The sequence below is a fragment of the Salmonella sp. SJTUF15581 genome (assembly GCF_043356775.1).
In the GTDB taxonomy this organism is placed as follows: domain Bacteria; phylum Pseudomonadota; class Gammaproteobacteria; order Enterobacterales; family Enterobacteriaceae; genus Salmonella; species Salmonella enterica.
Genome location: NZ_JBEUJY010000006.1, coordinates 171,681 through 191,769, shown reverse-complemented (window position 1 = coordinate 191,769; position 20,089 = coordinate 171,681). Strand labels below are relative to the sequence as shown.

At 54.4% G+C, this 20,089-nt stretch carries 19 protein-coding genes; 7 read left to right on the top strand and 12 right to left on the bottom strand.

Going from position 1 to position 20,089, the window contains the following annotated elements:
- Nucleotides 1–16 precede the first annotated feature (16 nt).
- Together nudB and aspS are read right to left on the bottom strand one after the other, a co-directional pair.
- On the bottom strand, nt 17–469 hold the full coding sequence (gene nudB, locus ABVN36_RS13085) for a dihydroneopterin triphosphate diphosphatase (protein ID WP_000653693.1): 453 nt from the start codon (nt 467–469) through the stop codon (nt 17–19).
- 102 nt (nt 470–571) lie between these two features.
- Nucleotides 572–2,344 (bottom strand): aspartate--tRNA ligase, encoded by a 1,773-nt coding sequence (aspS, locus tag ABVN36_RS13080; protein ID WP_001258629.1) that lies wholly within the window; start codon nt 2,342–2,344, stop codon nt 572–574.
- Nucleotides 2,345–2,668: 324 nt separating this feature from the next.
- Here aspS and ABVN36_RS13075 point away from each other — a divergent pair, with 324 nt between their 5' ends.
- Genes ABVN36_RS13075 through cmoB form a run of 5 tightly spaced genes read left to right on the top strand, consistent with a single transcriptional unit; the run spans nt 2,669 to nt 6,250 of the window.
- Nucleotides 2,669–3,235 (top strand): hydrolase, encoded by a 567-nt coding sequence (locus ABVN36_RS13075; protein ID WP_000916146.1) that lies wholly within the window; start codon nt 2,669–2,671, stop codon nt 3,233–3,235.
- Entirely contained in the window at nt 3,232–4,050 is an 819-nt protein-coding gene (locus ABVN36_RS13070; protein WP_023137957.1) for a DUF72 domain-containing protein, read from the top strand. The genes ABVN36_RS13075 and ABVN36_RS13070 overlap by 4 nt, the downstream gene beginning before the upstream one ends.
- A 52-nt stretch (nt 4,051–4,102) precedes the next feature.
- Nucleotides 4,103–4,498, top strand: coding sequence for an MAPEG family protein (locus ABVN36_RS13065; RefSeq protein ID WP_000252975.1), 396 nt, complete (start codon nt 4,103–4,105; stop codon nt 4,496–4,498).
- A 40-nt stretch (nt 4,499–4,538) separates the two neighbouring features.
- Entirely contained in the window at nt 4,539–5,282 is a 744-nt protein-coding gene (gene cmoA, locus ABVN36_RS13060) for a carboxy-S-adenosyl-L-methionine synthase CmoA (RefSeq protein ID WP_000019609.1), read from the top strand.
- On the top strand, nt 5,279–6,250 hold the full coding sequence (cmoB, locus tag ABVN36_RS13055) for a tRNA 5-methoxyuridine(34)/uridine 5-oxyacetic acid(34) synthase CmoB (RefSeq protein WP_023137958.1): 972 nt from the start codon (nt 5,279–5,281) through the stop codon (nt 6,248–6,250). The genes cmoA and cmoB overlap by 4 nt, the downstream gene beginning before the upstream one ends.
- Nucleotides 6,251–6,485: 235 nt before the next feature.
- On the opposite strand, the gene cutC is transcribed toward cmoB, so the two are convergent.
- Both cutC and ABVN36_RS13045 read right to left on the bottom strand, forming a co-directional pair.
- Nucleotides 6,486–7,232 carry a copper homeostasis protein CutC gene (gene cutC / locus ABVN36_RS13050; RefSeq protein WP_023137959.1) on the bottom strand — a complete coding sequence of 249 codons (747 nt, stop codon included), beginning with the start codon at nt 7,230–7,232 and terminating at the stop codon, nt 6,486–6,488.
- Nucleotides 7,233–7,251: 19 nt separating this feature from the next.
- Entirely contained in the window at nt 7,252–7,821 is a 570-nt protein-coding gene (locus ABVN36_RS13045) for a VOC family protein (protein WP_000024794.1), read from the bottom strand.
- 236 nt (nt 7,822–8,057) lie between these two features.
- Here ABVN36_RS13045 and argS point away from each other — a divergent pair, with 236 nt between their 5' ends.
- A complete protein-coding gene (argS, locus tag ABVN36_RS13040) occupies nt 8,058–9,791 on the top strand; it encodes an arginine--tRNA ligase (RefSeq protein ID WP_023137960.1) in 1,734 nt (577 codons plus the stop codon).
- 188 nt (nt 9,792–9,979) lie between these two features.
- Nucleotides 9,980–11,851: a penicillin-binding protein 2 gene (gene mrdA / locus ABVN36_RS13035; RefSeq protein WP_023137961.1), complete on the top strand. Its 1,872-nt coding sequence runs from the start codon at nt 9,980–9,982 to the stop codon at nt 11,849–11,851.
- Nucleotides 11,852–11,904: 53 nt separating this feature from the next.
- On the opposite strand, the gene ABVN36_RS13030 is transcribed toward mrdA, so the two are convergent.
- The 8 genes from ABVN36_RS13030 to cheR all read right to left on the bottom strand — a co-directional run bounded on the left by ABVN36_RS13030 (nt 11,905) and on the right by cheR (nt 20,063).
- Complete coding sequence (locus ABVN36_RS13030) at nt 11,905–13,044, bottom strand: glycoside hydrolase family 105 protein (RefSeq protein ID WP_000989909.1); 1,140 nt, start codon at nt 13,042–13,044, stop codon at nt 11,905–11,907.
- Between the two features lie 236 nt (nt 13,045–13,280).
- Complete coding sequence (gene flhe / locus ABVN36_RS13025; protein ID WP_001233619.1) at nt 13,281–13,673, bottom strand: flagellar protein FlhE; 393 nt, start codon at nt 13,671–13,673, stop codon at nt 13,281–13,283.
- Nucleotides 13,673–15,751 (bottom strand): flagellar biosynthesis protein FlhA, encoded by a 2,079-nt coding sequence (flhA, locus tag ABVN36_RS13020; RefSeq protein WP_000002392.1) that lies wholly within the window; start codon nt 15,749–15,751, stop codon nt 13,673–13,675. Before flhA ends, flhe begins: the two co-directional genes overlap by 1 nt.
- Complete coding sequence (gene flhB / locus ABVN36_RS13015; protein WP_001748515.1) at nt 15,744–16,895, bottom strand: flagellar biosynthesis protein FlhB; 1,152 nt, start codon at nt 16,893–16,895, stop codon at nt 15,744–15,746. Before flhB ends, flhA begins: the two co-directional genes overlap by 8 nt.
- A gap of 193 nt (nt 16,896–17,088) precedes the next feature.
- On the bottom strand, nt 17,089–17,733 hold the full coding sequence (gene cheZ, locus ABVN36_RS13010; protein ID WP_000983586.1) for a protein phosphatase CheZ: 645 nt from the start codon (nt 17,731–17,733) through the stop codon (nt 17,089–17,091).
- 10 nt (nt 17,734–17,743) lie between these two features.
- Nucleotides 17,744–18,133: a chemotaxis response regulator CheY gene (cheY, locus tag ABVN36_RS13005; protein WP_000763861.1), complete on the bottom strand. Its 390-nt coding sequence runs from the start codon at nt 18,131–18,133 to the stop codon at nt 17,744–17,746.
- 17 nt (nt 18,134–18,150) lie between these two features.
- Nucleotides 18,151–19,200: a protein-glutamate methylesterase/protein glutamine deamidase gene (gene cheB, locus ABVN36_RS13000; RefSeq protein WP_000036392.1), complete on the bottom strand. Its 1,050-nt coding sequence runs from the start codon at nt 19,198–19,200 to the stop codon at nt 18,151–18,153.
- Nucleotides 19,197–20,063, bottom strand: coding sequence for a protein-glutamate O-methyltransferase CheR (gene cheR, locus ABVN36_RS12995; RefSeq protein WP_000204362.1), 867 nt, complete (start codon nt 20,061–20,063; stop codon nt 19,197–19,199). The genes cheB and cheR overlap by 4 nt, the downstream gene beginning before the upstream one ends.
- Nucleotides 20,064–20,089: the final 26 nt, after the last annotated feature.

Here is a 20,089-nt window from a genome sequence, read left to right as displayed (position 1 = left end):
AAAAAAGCGCGCCTTTTCAGGCGACGTTAATGACAAACTCTTCAATCGCTTGCCGGTTACTCCAGGACTTGGTAAGCGCCGCCGCGTCAGGCGCATCAAGCCACTGGTACGTCAGATGTTCAGTGAATATCACTTGCCGCTCATGCGGTAACGCAAGGCAGAACCAGAATTCTGTATTGTGCATGACGCCCGGCGCATAGCGATGACGTAAATGTGAAAAAATTTCAAACTCCACCGTACGTTGGCAGTCGATTAAGGTCAGTTGCTCTGCCGCAACATCAATCGTGACCTCCTCTTTGACTTCACGTACGGCGGCCTGCAACGCGGTCTCCCCTTCTTCTATGCTGCCAGTCACTGACTGCCAAAAATCCGGGTCGTCGCGTCGCTGCAACATTAGCACCCGTTTCGTATCCTGCGCGAAAATAACCACCAGGACCGAAACGGGGCGCTTGTACACTTTATCCTTCACGCGACCTCGTTGTTGGCTGTTGGGTGACGCCGCGCATTGATGAGACTCCCCCTTGCGGGCCGCCGCGATATCACGCGAATGATGTCGTGTACATTGTTCATATCAGTTATTCTCGGCTTTCTTCACAACCTGAATCCCCAACTCCGTCAACGCTGCCTGGTTGGCGAAACTCGGCGCTTCGGTCATCAGACACGCGGCGGCGGTCGTTTTCGGGAAGGCGATAACATCACGAATATTGTCGGTGCCGGTCAACAGCATGGTCAGACGGTCCAGACCAAACGCCAGGCCCGCATGCGGCGGCGTACCGTATTTCAACGCATCCAACAGGAAGCCGAACTTCTCGCGCTGCTCCTGCTCATTGATACCGAGAATACCAAATACGGTTTGCTGCATTTCACCGTTGTGAATACGCACCGAACCGCCGCCCACTTCATAGCCGTTAATCACCATATCGTAAGCGTTAGCGACGGCTTCTTCCGGCGCAGTTTTCAGTTCAGACGCCGTCATGTCACGCGGGGCGGTGAACGGATGGTGCATCGCGGTCAGACCGCCTTCGCCGTCGTCTTCGAACATCGGGAAGTCAATCACCCACAGCGGCGCCCATTTGTCTTCGTCGGTCAGGCTCAGGTCTTTGCCCAGTTTCAGACGCAGCGCGCCCAGCGCATCGGCAACCACTTTTTTGTTATCTGCGCCGAAGAAGATCATGTCGCCGTCCTGCGCGCCGGTACGTTCAAGGATAGCGTCGACAATGTCGGCGGTCAGGAACTTGGCCACCGGACTGTTAATCCCGTCCAGACCTTTCGCGCGCTCGTTAACTTTGATATATGCCAGGCCTTTCGCGCCGTAGATCTTAACAAAGTTACCGTAATCGTCGATCTGCTTACGGCTAAGCTGTGCGCCGCCAGGCACACGCAGCGCTGCCACGCGGCCTTTCGGATCGTTAGCCGGGCCCGCGAAGACCGCGAACTCTACCGATTTCAGCAGGTCAGCGACATCTACCAGTTCCATCGGGTTACGCAGGTCTGGCTTGTCGGAACCGTAGCGACGTTCCGCTTCGGCAAACGTCATGACCGGGAAATCCCCCAGATCCACGCCTTTCACTTCCAGCCACAAATGGCGCACCAGCGCTTCCATCACTTCGCGCACTTGTGGCGCGGTCATGAAGGAGGTCTCGACGTCGATCTGAGTAAACTCCGGCTGACGGTCAGCACGTAAGTCTTCATCACGGAAGCATTTTACGATCTGATAGTAGCGGTCGAAACCGGACATCATCAGGAGCTGTTTGAACAGCTGCGGCGACTGCGGCAGCGCGTAGAATTTACCTTTGTGCACGCGCGAAGGCACCAGATAGTCGCGCGCGCCTTCCGGCGTGGCTTTGGTCAGCATCGGCGTTTCAATATCAAGGAAACCGTGATCGTCCATAAAACGACGCACCAGGCTGGTAATTTTGGCGCGGGTTTTCAGGCGCTGCGCCATTTCCGGACGACGCAAATCCAGATAGCGGTACTTGAGACGCGCCTCTTCGGTATTAACGTGGTTAGCGTCAAGCGGCAGTGAGTCTGCGCGGTTGATGATAGTGAGAGAGGACGCCAGCACTTCAATTTCGCCGGTCGCCATATCCGCATTGACGTTTTTCGCGTCACGCGCACGCACGGTGCCCGTAACCTGAATGCAGAACTCATTACGCAGTTCAGAGGCCAGCTTTAACGCGTCCGCACGATCCGGATCGAAGAACACCTGCACAATACCTTCGCGGTCGCGCATATCGATAAAGATCAGGCTGCCAAGATCACGACGACGGTTGACCCAACCACACAGAGTCACCTGCTGCCCCACGTGGGACAGACGTAGCTGTCCGCAATATTCTGTACGCATGAGATATCCCTTAACTTAGCCGCAGGCGGATTGTTGCCTGCCATGCAGGCGACGAAGTCGCAGCTTTAGCTGTATGTCACAACTGGATGAAAAAAGGCGGCTATTATACTGGAAATTCTGCCGCACGATAAGAGTCAATCCAGCATGGGAGCGATAACTTGCCCGTTTCATGCGGTATCGACGCCTGGTTCATACTGACTGTACCCGGCTTTTTCACGCGGGTATTGCGTATGCTCACAAAAATTAACAATATTTGTCGCCGCTTTCCTCTTTAATCGCGCTTAAGGTGTAATGAAATCCGCTATTTTTAGGAGAGTGATTATCATGTTGAAACTCAACGCGACCACAACCGCCCTGGTGGTTATTGATTTACAGGAAGGAATTCTTCCGTTTGCCGGCGGCCCGTATACGGCAAATGAGGTGGTCGCCCGCGCCGCGCGGCTGGCGGAAAAGTGTCGTGCCAACGGCTCGCCCGTGGTTATGGTACGCGTCGGATGGTCTGATGATTATGCCGAAGCGTTAAAACAGCCGGTGGATGCCGCAACGCCTGCGCACGCGTTGCCGGAAAACTGGTGGACCTGGCCTACGGCATTGGGTAAAAAGGACAGCGATCTGGTAGTGACTAAACGCCAGTGGGGCGCGTTTTACGGCACCGACCTGGAATTACAGCTTCGCCGCCGGGGTATCGACACCATCATATTGTGCGGGATCTCAACCAATATCGGCGTCGAATCCACAGCGCGTAACGCCTGGGAGTTGGGATTTAACCTTATTATTGCCGAAGATGCCTGTAGCGCCGCCAGCAGTGAGCAGCATCAGAGCAGTATGACGCATATTTTCCCGCGCATTGGCCGGGTACGCAGCGTAGAGGATATTTTAAACGCCTTATGATCTACATTGGCTTGCCGCAATGGTCGCACCCGAAATGGGCGCGGCTCGGCATCACCAGTCTGGAAGAGTATGCCCGCCACTTTAACTGCGTGGAGGGCAACACCACGCTTTACGCGTTGCCGAAAGCGGAAATTGTCGATCGCTGGTATGCGCAAACTACGGACGATTTCCGTTTTTGCTTTAAATTTCCCGCCACCATTTCTCACCAGGCCGCGCTGCGTCATTGCGACGATCTGGTACAGGCGTTTTTTACCCGGCTGGCGCCGCTGGAAACGCGTATTGGCCAATACTGGCTGCAGTTGCCCGCCGCCTTTGGACCGCGCGATCTCCCCGCCTTATGGCAGTTTCTTGATGCGCTCCCCGCCACGTTTACCTATGGCGTAGAAGTTCGTCATCCGTGTTTTTTTGACAAAGGTGAGGATGAACAGCGGCTCAATCGCGGGTTACACGCGCGCGGCGTAAACCGCGTGATCCTGGATAGTCGTCCGGTACATGCCGCCCATCCCCACAGCGAGGCCGTCCGCGACGCGCAGCGAAAAAAACCCAAAGTTCCGGTACATGCGGTCGTGACGGCCAGCCATCCAATGGTGCGTTTTATCGGTAGCGATAATATGGCGCAAAACCGTGAATTTTTCGCCGCCTGGTTGCAGAAACTCCCGCAGTGGCGGCAGACCGCCACGCCTTTTCTGTTTTTACATACTCCGGATATCGCGCAGGCGCCGGAACTGGTGAATACGCTTTGGCATGATTTACGCAGCGTCTTACCGGAAATCGGCACTGCTCCGTCCATTCCACAGCAATCTTCTCTTTTCTGAAAATGCCCCCTATCATAGACAGTGCCATCAGCCATTTTAAAAGGGAGTTTGTATGGTAAGCGCGCTGTATGCCGTTTTGGGTGCGTTATTATTAATGAAGTTCTCTTTTAATGTCGTTCGCTTGCGAATGCAGTACCGTGTCGCCTATGGCGACGGCGGTTTTAGCGAATTGCAAAGCGCCATCCGTATTCATGGCAACGCGGTGGAATATATTCCTGTCGCGCTGGTGCTGCTGCTGTTTATGGAAATGAACGGCGCCGAAACGTGGATGGTGCATATCTGCGGCATCATTTTAATCGCCGGTCGGCTGATGCATTATTACGGTTTTCACCACCGCCTGTTCCGCTGGCGGCGGGCGGGGATGAGCGCGACCTGGTGCGCATTGTTGCTGATGGTGCTGGCAAACCTGTGGTATATGCCCTGGGAGTTGGTTTTCTCCCTGTATTAGCGCACAATATGCGCCTTTATTTTTCCCGGATGTATACGTTATGTCTCACCGCGACACGCTTTTTTCTGCGCCTATCGCCCGTCTCGGCGACTGGACTTTTGATGAACGAGTAGCCGAAGTTTTCCCCGACATGATTCAGCGTTCGGTACCAGGCTACTCCAACATCATCTCCATGATCGGCATGTTAGCTGAACGCTTTGTGCAGCCGAACACGCAGGTCTACGATCTGGGCTGCTCGCTGGGCGCCGCGACGCTGTCTGTTCGGCGTAATATCCGCCATGAGCATTGTCGCATTATCGCCGTCGATAACTCCCCGGCCATGATTGAACGCTGCCGCCGTCATATTGATGCGTATAAAGCGCCTACGCCGGTTGAAGTCGTTGAAGGCGATATCCGCGATATCACTATTGAAAACGCCTCGATGGTGGTGCTGAATTTTACCCTGCAATTCCTTGAACCTGCCGAACGCCAGGCATTGCTGGATAAGATTTACCTGGGGTTGAATCCCGGCGGCGCGCTGGTACTGTCGGAAAAATTTAGCTTTGAAGACGCGAAAGTGGGCGAGCTGTTATTCAACATGCACCACGATTTTAAACGCGCTAATGGGTACAGCGAACTGGAGATCAGCCAGAAGCGCAGTATGCTGGAAAACGTGATGCTCACCGACTCGGTGGAAACACATAAAGCGCGCCTGCGTCAGGCGGGTTTCGAACACAGTGAACTGTGGTTCCAGTGCTTTAATTTCGGGTCGCTTGTCGCGTTAAAAGCCGGAGTTGCCGCATGATCGAGTTTGGTAACTTTTATCAGCTCATTGCTAAAAATCATCTCTCCCACTGGCTGGAAACATTGCCCGCGCAGATTGCCGCCTGGCAACGCGAGCAGCAGCATGGCTTGTTTAAACAGTGGTCGAACGCGGTAGAATTTTTACCGGAAATTACGCCCTGGCGGCTGGATTTACTGCACAGTGTCACGGCGGAAAGCGAAACGCCGCTCAGCGAAGGTCAGCTAAAGCGTATTGATACATTGCTGCGTAATCTGATGCCGTGGCGTAAAGGCCCGTTCTCGCTTTATGGCGTAGATATTGATACCGAATGGCGCTCAGACTGGAAGTGGGATCGCGTACTGCCGCATCTGTCAGATTTAACTGGCCGGACGATCCTTGATGTCGGCTGCGGCAGCGGCTATCACCTGTGGCGGATGATTGGCGCGGGTGCACATCTGGCGGTCGGCATCGATCCTACACAGCTTTTCCTCTGCCAGTTTGAGGCGGTGCGTAAACTGTTGGGTAACGATCAGCGCGCGCATCTGCTGCCGTTGGGCATTGAACAACTCCCGGCGCTGAAAGCATTTGATACCGTCTTCTCGATGGGGGTGCTTTATCACCGTCGCTCGCCGCTGGAGCATCTGTGGCAGTTAAAAGATCAGTTGGTCAACGAGGGTGAACTGGTACTGGAAACGCTGGTCATCGACGGCGACGAAAATACCGTTTTGGTGCCGGGTGACCGCTACGCGCAGATGCGTAACGTCTATTTTATTCCTTCCGCGCCGGCATTAAAAAAATGGCTGGAAAAATGCGGCCTTGTTGATGTGCGTATCGCTGACGTTTGCGTCACTACCACCGAAGAGCAGCGCCGTACCGAATGGATGGTTACCGAGTCGCTGGCCGATTTCCTCGACCCGAACGATCGCAGCAAGACGGTGGAAGGCTATCCCGCCCCGCAGCGCGCGGTGCTGATTGCGCGTAAACCGTGATGGATTGTCGAATGATCGTTACGTATAGCACCGTTTCTCCAAAATAGTTCAAGTTGCAGCAAGGCGGCAACGCAGCAAATCCCCGGGAACGTAGGTAGCTACGTGACCGGGGTGCGCGAGGCGGCCAACGCTGCTGCGGCTTGAAATATGAAGGAGAAAAAAAGGCCCCTGTTGAATTGGCAGGGGCCTGGTACGAGCAAGCATCATATTGGGCGACATGATGCAACGGTAAAAATCATTTGGCCTGATGGCGAACAATGATTCCTTTCATTTCAGCGACCGCCGCACCCTCTACTCTATAGCGAGAATACTCGTCCGCCTGAATATCGGCAGACATCGATAACCCCTGATTGCGATAGCGCATCGGCGAAGGCAGTAAGACTCCGGCGGAACTGTGTACTTCCCGTACTCCGGCATCGAGGAAATTCTGCAGGTTATTTGCACGAACCCCCGCACCAGCCATAATGGTTGGAGCATCCCCCTGGGCAATAAGTTCCATAATTATTGATAAACCTTGCGCCGCATCGGCTTTTTGCCCGGAAGTCAGTACTCTTGCTACGCCTGCGTCAGCCAGATTCTTTAGCGCATTGAAGGGATTAGCGCACATATCGAAGGCGCGGTGGAATGTCACCGCCAGAGATCCGGCCGCCGCCATTATTTTTTCCATTCGCGACACATCGACATCCCCATCAACGGTCAACACGCCAGTAACCAGCCCGGGAAACCCCAACTCTCTGACGAGGCGGATATCTTCCAGCATGGCGGCAAATTCGCCGTCAGTGTAGTAAAAATCCCCGCCGCGAGGACGAATAATCGGATGTACGGGAATCGTAATATGCTCGCGCACGCTGCGTAAGACGCCCAGCGAAGGCGTAAGCCCCCCTTCTTTCGGCGCGGCGCACAGTTCGATACGATCCGCACCGTTTCGCTGCGCGGTGAGCGCGCATTCCATGCTGTAACAACAGATCTCAAGTAACGCCATATTCACTCCGCTCGGCAGGTTAATGGGCCGCCTGTTCGCTGGCGACAATCGCTTCAATCGACCATGGATGAAATTTTACCGTGATGCGGCCATCGGTCACGGCCAGCGTAGGGTTTGGCAAACGTTCATGCTCGCCCTGTGGCGAACTGGTTTTAACCACGATCCCCGGCTGACTAAGCCCCTCATCCGACAACAACGCCAGAGCCCTCGCGTTCAAGGTCTCCGGCTCGCCGGGCAGCACGATTTCAATATGCTCCCACCCTTCGTGTGGATAGCGTTTTTCTCCCGGCCACGGTAATTCAATAACAGAAAACCGCCAGTGTTCCACACATACCGGTTCATGCAGTTTAAACAGACAAATCGGCCTGCCGTTGATGATATTTTCCGACAGTAGCTCGCCGCATTGTTCAAAACCGCGACGCCAACGCTCCGCCGTCGTATTCTGGTGACAGCGCAATGAAATGTGATCGGCCTCAAGGGCGCTAATCTGCAGACCAAGGCGAGTGGAAAGTTCTCTGAACGCCAGAGTGAATCGCGGTAAATCTGCGGAAATATCATGCAGTTCATCAATGTGTTGCCAGTTCGCCATATCAGGACGCTCTTCTTGCTGTGAAAACCGCTAATTTACGCTGTTGCGCCCCGGTAACCAACCTTTGATTTGGTTGGGCGTTTATTGAATGCTTATGCAGATTATTGTTGCGTATATTTCAGGCGACGCGCCGCGCGCGCAATGCTGACGCCAACGGGCATTTGCAGTATACTCCCGCCCTAATTCTTAAACTGGCGCGGGCAATACAGCCCGCTTCATAAACGTAAGGTATTCCGGTGAATATTCAGGCTCTTCTCTCAGAAAAAGTTAGTCAGGCCATGATTGCTGCAGGCGCGCCTGCAGATTGCGAGCCCCAGGTTCGTCAGTCAGCCAAAGTTCAGTTCGGCGACTATCAGGCCAACGGCATGATGGCAGTTGCGAAAAAACTGGGTATGGCCCCCCGACAACTTGCAGAGCAGGTGCTGACTCATCTGGATCTCAGCGGCATCGCCAGCAAGGTTGAAATCGCCGGCCCTGGCTTTATCAATATTTTCCTCGAACCGGCTTTTCTCGCTGAACAGGTGCAACAGGCGCTGGCCTCCGATCGTCTGGGCGTTTCTCAGCCGACTCGTCAGACGATTGTCGTCGACTACTCCGCGCCCAACGTCGCGAAAGAGATGCACGTCGGTCATCTACGCTCCACGATTATCGGCGATGCGGCAGTACGCACGCTGGAGTTTCTGGGCCATCATGTTATTCGCGCTAACCACGTCGGCGACTGGGGCACCCAGTTCGGTATGCTTATCGCCTGGCTGGAAAAACAGCAGCAGGAAAACGCGGGCGACATGGCGCTGGCGGATCTCGAAGGATTCTACCGCGATGCGAAAAAGCATTATGACGAAGATGAAGCGTTTGCCGAGCGCGCGCGTAACTACGTCGTCAAATTACAGAGCGGTGATGCCTATTTCCGTGAGATGTGGCGTAAGCTGGTTGATATCACGATGACGCAAAACCAGATCACCTATGATCGCCTGAACGTCACTCTGACGCGTGACGATGTGATGGGCGAAAGTCTGTATAATCCGATGCTGCCGGGCATCGTCGCCGATCTGAAAGCCAAAGGCCTGGCGGTTGAAAGCGAAGGCGCAACGGTGGTTTTCCTTGATGAGTTTAAAAACAAGGAAGGCGACCCGATGGGCGTCATTATTCAGAAGAAAGATGGCGGTTATCTGTATACCACTACCGATATCGCCTGCGCCAAATACCGTTACGAAACGCTGCACGCCGACCGCGTGCTCTACTACATTGACTCCCGTCAGCACCAGCACCTGATGCAAGCCTGGACCATTGTGCGCAAAGCCGGTTATGTGCCGGATTCCGTTCCGCTGGAACACCACATGTTCGGCATGATGTTGGGTAAAGACGGTAAACCGTTTAAAACTCGCGCGGGCGGTACGGTGAAACTGGCGGACCTGCTGGATGAGGCGCTGGAGCGCGCGCGTCGTCTGGTGGCGGAGAAGAACCCGAATATGCCGGCTGACGAGCTGGAAAAACTGGCTAACGCCGTCGGTATTGGCGCGGTGAAATACGCCGATCTGTCAAAAAACCGCACCACTGACTATATCTTCGACTGGGATAATATGTTGGCTTTCGAAGGCAATACCGCTCCTTATATGCAGTATGCCTATACGCGTGTGCTGTCTGTTTTCCGTAAAGCGGACATCGACGAGCAGGCGCTGGCGAGCGCACCGGTTATCATTAGCGAAGATCGCGAAGCGCAGCTCGCTGCCCGTCTGCTGCAGTTTGAAGAAACCCTGACGGTGGTCGCGCGTGAAGGTACGCCGCACGTCATGTGCGCGTATCTGTATGACGTCGCCGGGCTGTTCTCCGGCTTCTACGAGCACTGCCCTATTCTCAGCGCCGAGAATGACGCGGTTCGCAATAGCCGCCTAAAACTGGCGCAACTGACGGCGAAGACGCTGAAACTGGGTCTGGATACGTTGGGTATCGAAACCGTAGAACGCATGTAAACGCGCCGTCGTTAACATCATCAGGCCTGATTCCGGGGAACGGACTCAGGCCTTTTTATTGCCACAGCGGTATATCTGTAACAAATCACAAGGAATGACACATTTCTATAGAGAGATGGAACATCTTTTACCTGTGCTGGCGCTGACCGCCCCGTATCATTAGGCGGCGGATTGTTCAGGTACAGGTAATGACTTTTAAAGACTTTGATGCGGAAGAGAAACTCTTCCTGAGACGTGTGATTGTGGCGTTTGGTGTAGTGGTTGTCTGCTTTGGTATCCTGATCTTCAACCTCTATAACTTGCAAATCCGCCAGCACCACTACTACACCACCCGTTCGAATGAGAACGATATCAAGATGCTACCCGTCGCGCCCACGCGCGGCATCATTTACGATCGCAACGGCATTCCGCTGGTGCGTAACGTAACCTGGTATGATATCGCGGTTACGCCCTATAAAATTGCCGATATGGATGCGCTGCTAAAACAGCTCACCCCTATTGTTGATCTCTCCCCCGACGATATCGCCGACTTTCGCCATGCGCTAAAATCCAGTAGCCTCTATCGTCCGGTGGTGCTCAAAAACGCGCTAACGGATGTTGAAATCGCACGCTTTGCGGTCAATCAGTTTCATTTCAACGGCGTCACGATCAATAGCTATCAGGATCGGCAGTATCCTTACGGCGCGGAGCTGGCGCATGTTCTCGGTTACGTGTCAAAGATAAACGATAACGACCTTAAAGCGCTGGATAAAAAAGGGCTGGCAGAGAATTACGCGGCGGACCATAACATCGGTAAACAGGGGATTGAGCGTTACTACGAAAACGATCTTCATGGCAAAACCGGTTATCAGGAGGTCGAGGTGGATAATCACGGGCGTATTGTCCGCCTGCTGAAAGACGTTCCTCCCATCGCGGGTAAGAACATTCACCTGACGCTGGATCTCCATTTACAAGAGTACATTGAAAGTTTGCTGGCCGGGCAGCGTGCTGCCGTACTGGTTGAAGATCCGCACGATGGTTCAGTGCTGGCGATGGTATCTATGCCCAGCTACGACCCGAACCCCTTTGTAAAAGGCATTAGCTATCAGGATTACGGCAAACTGCTGCACGATAAAAATCTGCCGCTGATCAACCGCGTGACGCAAGGGCTTTATCCCCCGGCGTCAACGGTTAAACCCTATATGGCGATGTCCGCGCTGTTATGCGGGATTATTACGCCGCAAACCACCTTCTTTGGCGCGCCAACCTGGACGCTTCCCGGCACGCAGCGTCATTACCGGGACTGGAAAAAAACCGGACACGGTATGCTGGATGTCACTAAAGCGATTGAGGAATCTGCGGATACCTTTTTCTATCAGGTCGCTTATATGATGGGTATTGACCGTATCGACACGATGTTGTCTCAGTTCGGCTATGGCAAACCGACGGGCATCGACCTTAATGAAGAGTATGACGGGCTGCTTCCCAGCCGCGCATGGAAACAGCGGGTCCATAAAAAAGCCTGGTATCAGGGCGATACCATCTCTGTCGGCATCGGCCAGGGTTACTGGATTGCCACCCCCATCCAGATGGTAAAAGCGATGGTGGCGCTCATCAACAACGGTAAGGTGATTGCCCCTCACCTGTTACTCAATGAAGAGAGCGGCAAAACGGTGGTTCCGTATCGTCCTTCCGGAACAGCGGCACAGATAGCCGATCCGGCGTCGCCATACTGGGGACTGGTGCGTCAGGCGATGTATGGCATGGCGAATGCACCCAACGGAACGGGCTATAAGTTCTTTCACACCGCGCCCTACGGCATTGCGGCCAAAAGCGGCACGTCGCAGGTATTTAGCCTGAAAGAAAATCAGACCTACAACGCGAAAATGATCCCCATTCGCCTGCGCGATCATGTGTTTTATACCGCTTTTGCACCGTATAAAAACCCTAAGGTCGCTATTGCCTTGATTCTGGAAAACGGCGGAAGCGACGGCGTTACCGCCGCGCCCATCATGCGAAAAATCCTTGACCACCTGTTTGATCCACAGGCTGATACCACGCAGCCGGGTCAGGCGCCATAGTCAAATAAGCAAAGCGCCATCAGACAAGGATACGGCCGGAATATCTGCATACATCAGAAATAGTTACGCAGATATTCCGTCAAACACAGCATTGCCATCGCCTGCCCGTAAGGCATAGAGGTCAACGGAATATGACGGTAAAAATCGAGATCGTGGCCCATGCCAGTGCCAAATGACGTTTGCAGCAGTTCGCCTTCCGGCGAGATATGTTTCACTATCCCCCGAATGGCTTTTTCCGCCACCTGCGCATAGTGCCGCCCGACATAGCGTTTGCGCACCGCTTTAAGAATACCGTAGGCAAAACCCGCCGTCGCCGACGCCTCAAGATAAGAGTGCGGATCGTCAAGCAGCGTATGCCACAAACCACTTTCATCCTGACATTTCGCCAGCGCGGCGATCTGCGCATTCAGTACCTGGACCAGGTAACGGCGCACGGCATTGTTTTCCGGCAAGTCCAGCAGTTCAAGAAAATCCGGGATCACAATGGTCAGCCAACTGTTGCCGCGCGCCCAGCGAGCGTTAGCGAAGTTATGATGACCGTCATAGCTCCAGCCGTGGAACCACAGCCCCGTCTCTTTATCCATCAAATTCTGCACGTGTAGCAGGAACTGATAGGTTGCCTCTTCCACATATTCCGGCCGGTTCAACAGCTTACCGATTTTCGCCAGCGGCAGCACCGTCATCATTAGCGTGTCGTCCCACATCTGCTGATGATTTTCCTCCGCCAGCGTGATGTGCTGCATTCCGCCGTGATCGGTACGGGGCATTTCATTCATCGCCCATTCGGCCCACGTTTCCAGCCACGGTAAATACGCTGGATTACGCGTCTCTTCATAGCGATACGCCAACGTTAAAAACGGCGCCATCGTATTAACGTTTTTCGTCGTCGCGCCTTCCGCAAAACGATCGGCAAACCAGTCATCAATGATCTTACGCATCGTCTGGTCGCCGGTCTGTTGGTAATAGTGATACATTCCGTACAGGCCCACGCCGTGCGTCCACTCCCATCCGGCCCAGCCTTTAGTATCGATCACGCGTCCGTCGTCCAGTCGCAATAAAAATTCGCCTGTCTCATCTTTAATATTGACCAGGTTATGCGTCACCTTTTGCACCAGGGCTTTTAGTTCATCTCTGGCGATAAAATGCTCAGGCTGACGCAATAGCGGACTGTGTTTGACTGGATAAACCATCATTTGCTTAACCTCTGTGTAATGTCGAATTCAGTACTGCGTGCAGTTTTACCGCCGACGCAGTCGATTCGCTACAGTAAAAGCTAAGCTGGGCGGAAACCTTTTTGTTTCTGCCATTGCCAGAGCGTAAATGGCAAAAACGCAAAGAGTCCGGCAACCTACCTCACTATTTTATAAAACGGCGTTTCTATTTATTCAAAAAGAGAGTCAGGTTTGCTATCTGGCAAAGAAAGGGGCGGTTAGCGGTAGTTCACAATCACCTGATTGCTCCGCACTTTTAACGCCGGGATAAGCCGGCCGCCGCCGGGGACTTCCCAGACAAAGCGGAGCGGCTCGACTGCGGGAACATGAGCAAAACCGTGGGTCGTGCCACTCTGACCATCAAGTTCTACGCAACGGGACTGGGAACATAAACGTACCCGTAAGCCCGCGGGAGTCGGGCCATTCAGTTCATAACGCCAGGCGACCAGCGTCATCACACCGGAAACCGGCTGGCGCGCCGACAATGGCGAAGACGATGCGGAAACACCCCGGTAATTTAAGGTTACGCCCATACCGCTATCCTGCCACGCGCCTTCGCCTGCGGCCTGAACCGTCAGGGGAAAGAGCAACAATGCCAGCCATTTACGCATTATTTTCCTCCAATGGTCGCCGTCATGCGGATATGACGGTTATCGGAAAGCTCAAGGTTCGACAACACCACCAGCTGCGGTAAACTGCGCCGCAAAAAGCGGGACAATAATGGACGTAGCGCATGGTTAACCAGTAATACCGGCGGCGCGCCCAGCATCTCCTGGCGAGAAAGCGCCTCTTGCGTCTGCGCCAGCAGGCGATCCGCCAACCCAGGCTCAAGTCCACCGCCGCCCTGCAATGCCTGAAGCAGCAAACGCTCCAGCGCGGTATCCAGGCCAATCACCTGCACTTCTTCATTACCGGGGAACCACTGTTGCGTAATCGCTCGCCCTAATGCCACGCGTACCACGGCGGTTAATTCATGCGGATCGCTTTGTAACGGCGCATGTTCCGCCAGCGTTTCCAGAATGGTGCGCATATCGCGAATAGGGACTTTTTCCGCCAGTAAGTTTTGCAGGACTTTGTGTAAAGTCGTGAGGGTCACGACGCCGGGGACCAGATCTTCCGTGAGTTTAGGCATCTCCTGAGAGACACGATCCAACAGTTGCTGCGCTTCCTGGCGGCCAAACAGTTCAGCGGAGAATTGGCCAATCAAGTGGTTAAGGTGCGTCGCCACAACGGTACTGGCTTCAACAACGGTAAAGCCCTGAATTTGCGCCTGCTCTTTCAGGGCGCTTTCAATCCAGATGGCATCAAGGCCAAAAGCTGGATCGACGGTTTTCTCGCCCGGTAGCGTTCCCGCCGCCGTGCCGGGGTTAATAGCCAGCCAGCGCCCCGGATAGGCGTCCCCGCTGCCGATCTCTACCCCTTTCATCAAAATACGGTAGCGCGCAGGCTGTAAATCCATATTGTCGCGAATATGGACAACCGGTGGCAGGAACCCCATATCCTGCGCGAATTTTTTACGAATGCTGCGAATACGTCCGAGCAATTCGCCATCCTGTTGAAAATCCACCATCGGGATCAGGCGGTAGCCTACTTCCATTCCCAGTGAATCCTCAAGCTGTACGTCATTCCAGGTGGCTTCGACCACCGAGTTATTTTCCGGCATTTTTACCGGCTGCGGCTCCTCCGGCGCTTTTTCTTCACGCCCGCGCAGCCACCATGCCAGGCCGAGCAAAGCGGCGGTAAAAAGTAAAAATACCAGGTTAGGCATTCCTGGCACCATGCCAAGCAGCCCCAGCACCGCCGCCGCCAGCAGCATCACCCTTGGATTACTGAACAGTTGGCCAACCATCTGCTCGCCTACATCCTGATCGGTACTGACGCGGGTCACAATGACGCCCGCCGCCGTGGAGATAACCAGCGCCGGGATCTGGGCGACCAGGCCGTCGCCAATGGTCAGCAGGGTGTAGCTTTCCGCCGCGCTGCCCATGCTCATTCCGTGCTGCAATACGCCGACCAGCAGCCCGCCGACCACGTTAATGACCATGATGAGAATACCGGCGATGGCGTCGCCGCGTACAAATTTACTTGCCCCGTCCATCGAGCCGTAGAAGTCGGCTTCCTGAGTGACTTCCGAACGCCGTTTTTTGGCCTCGTCTTCACCAATCAGACCGGCATTAAGATCGGCGTCAATCGCCATTTGCTTGCCGGGCATACCGTCCAGCACAAAGCGCGCGCCGACTTCGGCAATACGTCCGGCGCCTTTGGTGATGACCATGAAGTTGATAATGACGAGGATGATAAAAACCACAATCCCGATCGCGAAGTTACCGCCGACCAGGAAATGACCGAACGCCTCTACCACCTTTCCCGCCGCCGCCGCGCCGGTATGCCCTTCCATCAAAATAATGCGCGTTGAGGCAACGTTAAGCGCCAGACGCAGTAGCGTGGTAAACAGCAGAATGGTTGGAAACGCGGCAAAATCCAGAGTGCGCTGGGTAAACATCGCCACCAGCAGCACCATGATCGATAGCGCAATATTAAAGGTAAACAATAAGTCGAGGATAAAAGCAGGCAGCGGCAGCACCATCATCGACAAAATCAGCAGAATGAGGATCGGCCCGGCAAGAATTTGCCATTGCGTCGATTTCAGGTTGCTGGGCAGGCGCAGCATCGCGACCAGATTAGCCATCAGTAGTCTTCTCGTTCATAAAATCCAGCGCTTCTGGCACCGGAAGGTTCTCAGGTTGTGGAGGACGTTGCCCGCCCGCAAGCCGCCAGCGTTTAAGCTGCCAGACCCAGGCCAACACTTCCGCAACGGCAGCATATAACTGTCCGGGAATTTGCTGACCGATTTCGGCGTGGCGATATAATGCCCGCGCCAGCGGCGGCGCTTCTAAAGTGGGAACCCGATGTTCAGCGCCGATCTCGCGAATGCGCAGCGCTATTAATCCAGCCCCCTTCGCGACCACTTTCGGCGCGCTCATTTTGTTTTCGTCATACTGCAGCGCCACGGAATAGTGCGTCGGGTTAGTGACAATGACGTCCGCTTTCGGCACATCTTCCATCATGCGGCGCTGCGCGGCGGCGCGTTGCATCTGGCGAATTTTGCCCTTAACATGCGGATCGCCTTCGCTCTCTTTAAATTCGTCGCGAATGTCCTGCCGCGACATGCGTAATTTTTTCAGGTGGCTAAAGATCTGGAAAAACACGTCAAATCCCACCATCGGAATCACGCCCAGTACCACCAGTAACGCGCAGAGTCCAACCAGATCCAGCGCATTCCCCATTGCGACGATCGGCGACTCCGCCATCAGGCGCATCATTTGCGGCCAGTGATGCCAGAGATAAAAGCCGGTAACGCAGCCGACCAGCGTGGATTTCAACACCGCTTTTAGCAGTTCCGCGCCGGTCTGCGCCGAAAACATGCGCTTAATTCCCGGCAGCGGGTTTAATTTAGAAAATTTTGGCTGTAGCGACTTACCGCTAAAAATCAGGCCGCCAAGCATAACCGGCGAGATAAGCGCCACCAGCACCACGCCCGCGATGAGCGGTAGCAGTGCCATCATCGCCGCTTTAATCAGCAAAATTATCTGCCCCAGGATCAGGTTAGGATCGTTCACCATACGGTGATCGAAGTGCAGGCCTGCTGAGAGCATTCCCGCCAGTTGCCGCGCTAACGACTCGCCGCCGAACCAAATAATACAAACGCCCACCAGCAATATCAGCAGTGAGGTCAGTTCTCTGGAACGGGGGATCTGCCCTTCTTCCCGCGCTTTTTCAAGTCGGTGGGGTGTGGGGGCTTCTGTTTTGTCGTCGTCGCTCTCTTCTGCCACGCAGCAAACCCTGGATAGATTGATAAGCGAGAATGATGCCAGAACCGCTTTACGCCAATGGGCAGAGTAAGCGGTAAAAAAGGCGGGGTTTATGGCGTTAATAGAGATAGCCGGATACGATAAGAAAGTATCGTATCCGGCCGGGTTGACGGATTCGGACCCGATAAGCGCCGCGCCATCAGGTCAAAAAAGCTTAAAAGCCAAGACTGTCCAGCAGGTCGTCCACCTGATCCTGACTGGCAACGACGCCAGCTTTCGAGGTATCCACCTGCGGGCCGTTGAGCAAGCTTTCGTTCTCGCGTTTTGGTCGCGCGCTCTGTTCCGGGATGTTTTCCAGCAGCACCATTAACAACTGGCGTTCAATCTCCTGAATCACGTCCATCATGCGTTTGATCACCTGACCCGTCAGATCCTGGAAATCCTGCGCCATCATGATGTCCAGCAGTTGCGCGTTAGTAAAGCTGGTATGGCCCGGGACATCCCTGAGAAACTGGCGCGTATCCGTCACCAGTTCACGGGCGTCGGAAAGCTCGATCGGATTGTCAAACCACTCGTCCCAACGTTGGGTTAGCGCTTTCGCCTCTTTTTCCATCGCATCCTGATGCGGCTGCGAGGCTTCGACGCTGTTTAGCGCGCGTTCCGCCGCCTGCGCCGTCATCTGGACGACGTAATCCAGACGGTCGCGCGCATCAGGGATCGCCTCCGCCGCTTCGGCAATCGCCTGGTCCAGCCCCAGTTCACGCAGGCTGTCGCGCAGCATTCGGGTCAGACTACCGATGCGCGCAATGATGTCTCCTGCTGAGCCTTCATCAGCAGGCTTGATAGATGGTTGCATCATCATCGCATCCTCACATGCCCAGTTTCTCAAAGATTTTGTTGAGCTTCTCTTCCAGAGTCGCTGCGGTAAACGGTTTTACGACATAACCGCTGGCGCCAGCCTGTGCGGCGGCGATAATATTCTCTTTCTTGGCTTCCGCCGTGACCATCAACACGGGTAACGCCGACATGGCGCTATCGGCGCGAATGGTTTTCAGCAGCTCCAGGCCATCCATATTCGGCATGTTCCAGTCGGAGATAATAAAACCAAAGCCGCCCGCCTGGAGCTTGTTCAGAGCATCGACGCCGTCTTCGGCCTCTTCCACATTGTTAAATCCAAGCTCTTTTAAGAGGTTACGCACGATACGACGCATGGTCGAAAAGTCATCCACAACCAAAAATTTAAGCTCTTTATCCGCCATAAAATACTACTCCTGGTTCAAATACGTATCGCCTGTCCGGCACTGATTTTCGCCAGCATCTGCTGGCTTACCTGGCTAAGATCGACCACTTCGCTTACGCCACCCATATTGATGGCCTCGCGCGGCATGCCGAACACCACACAACTTGCTTCGTTTTGCGCAATGGTCCAGGCGCCAGCCTGGTACATCGCTAACATTCCAGCGGCGCCATCGTTGCCCATCCCCGTAAGAATGACGCCTACGGCGTTGCGCCCCGCGTGTTTCGCCACCGAATGAAACAGCACATCCACGGAAGGCCGATGCCGGTTTACCGGCGGGCCATCATGAATTTTGATTTGATAATTCGCCCCGCTACGCGCCAGCTCCATATGCTTGTCGCCGGGCGCAATGTAGGCATGACCTGGCAATACGCGTTCGCCGTCCTCCGCCTCCTTCACGCTGATTTGACAGAGTTTATTCAGACGCTCGGCAAACGAGCGGGTAAAGCCAGGCGGCATATGCTGCGTAATAATCACTGCCGGACTGGAAAGCGGCAGCGGTTGCAGCACATGTCGGATAGCTTCAGTACCGCCCGTTGAAGCGCCGATAGCAATCAGTTTTTCCGAACTGAGCAGCGGACCCGCTTTTAAGGTTGTCGGGGCCGCCATCGGTTTATGTGCGGCGATGCGGGCCCGCGCGGCGGTACGCACTTTTTCGGCGATCATCTCGCTATACGCCAGCATACCTTCACGAATGCCAAGCTGCGGTTTAGTGACAAAATCGATGGCCCCCAACTCCAGCGCCCGTAGCGTCACTTCGGAACCTTTCCCGGTCAGCGAAGAGACCATCACCACCGGCATCGGTCGCAGGCGCATCAGTTTTTCCAGAAAATCGAGGCCGTCCATACGCGGCATCTCAACGTCCAGGGTCAATACGTCCGGATTAAATTTTTTGATGAGATCCCTGGCGACCAACGGGTCCGGCGCAGTCGCCACCATCTCCATATCGCTATGGCTATTAATAATTTCAGTCATGATTTGGCGCATTAGCGCGGAATCATCAACTGACAATACCCTGATTTTACTCATGCTTTATCCTTACTTAGCGCATACACCGTCTGTCCGCGCAGGCTAAACTCGCGCACGAGGTTGCTAAAGTTTTCTGAGTGACCGGCAAACAACAGTCCGTCAGGTTTAAGGAGTGGAACAAAACGGCGCAGAATGTCCTCCTGAGTCGTTTTATCAAAATAGATCATGACGTTACGGCAAAAAATCGCGTCAAAGGGACCGGGTACGTTGTACTGCTTTTCCAACAAATTAACGGAGGAAAATTCAACATAATTGGCCAGTTCCTGACGCACGCGCACCAGTCCTTCATGCGGCCCCGTACCACGCATGAAGTAACGTTGTAGCTGCTGCGGCGATAACGTTTTCAGTTCGCTGAGGCGATAAATACCGCTTCTCGCTTTTTCCAGCACTTCAGTATCAATATCGCTGGCGAATACTTTCCAGCGACCGGGGGCCATCCCCAACGCATCCGCCAGCGTAATGGCGATACTGTAAGGTTCTTCTCCTGTCGATGCCGCCGCACTCCAGACGCGATACTCGCCGTGGCGGCGACGCGCATGTTCCGCAAGGATGGGAAAATGGTGCGCCTCGCGAAAAAAGGCGGTCAGGTTGGTAGTCAGAGCGTTGATAAAAGCCTGCCACTCAGCGCTGTTTTGATTAGCCTCCAGCATACTGAGATAACGGCCAAAATCATCCAGTCCCAGGGCACGCAGCCGACGGACCAGGCGGTTATAAACCATATCCCGCTTATGGTCGGCCAGCACGATCCCTGCGCGCTGGTAGATTAATTGACATATCCGACGAAAATGCGCGTCGGACAGCGCGAGGCGCTGTGTCATCTGTAACAATACTGACGTTTGCCCGGAGGGCAGAGATGATGTCATAGCGCCTTCTTAATCACATTCAAAGT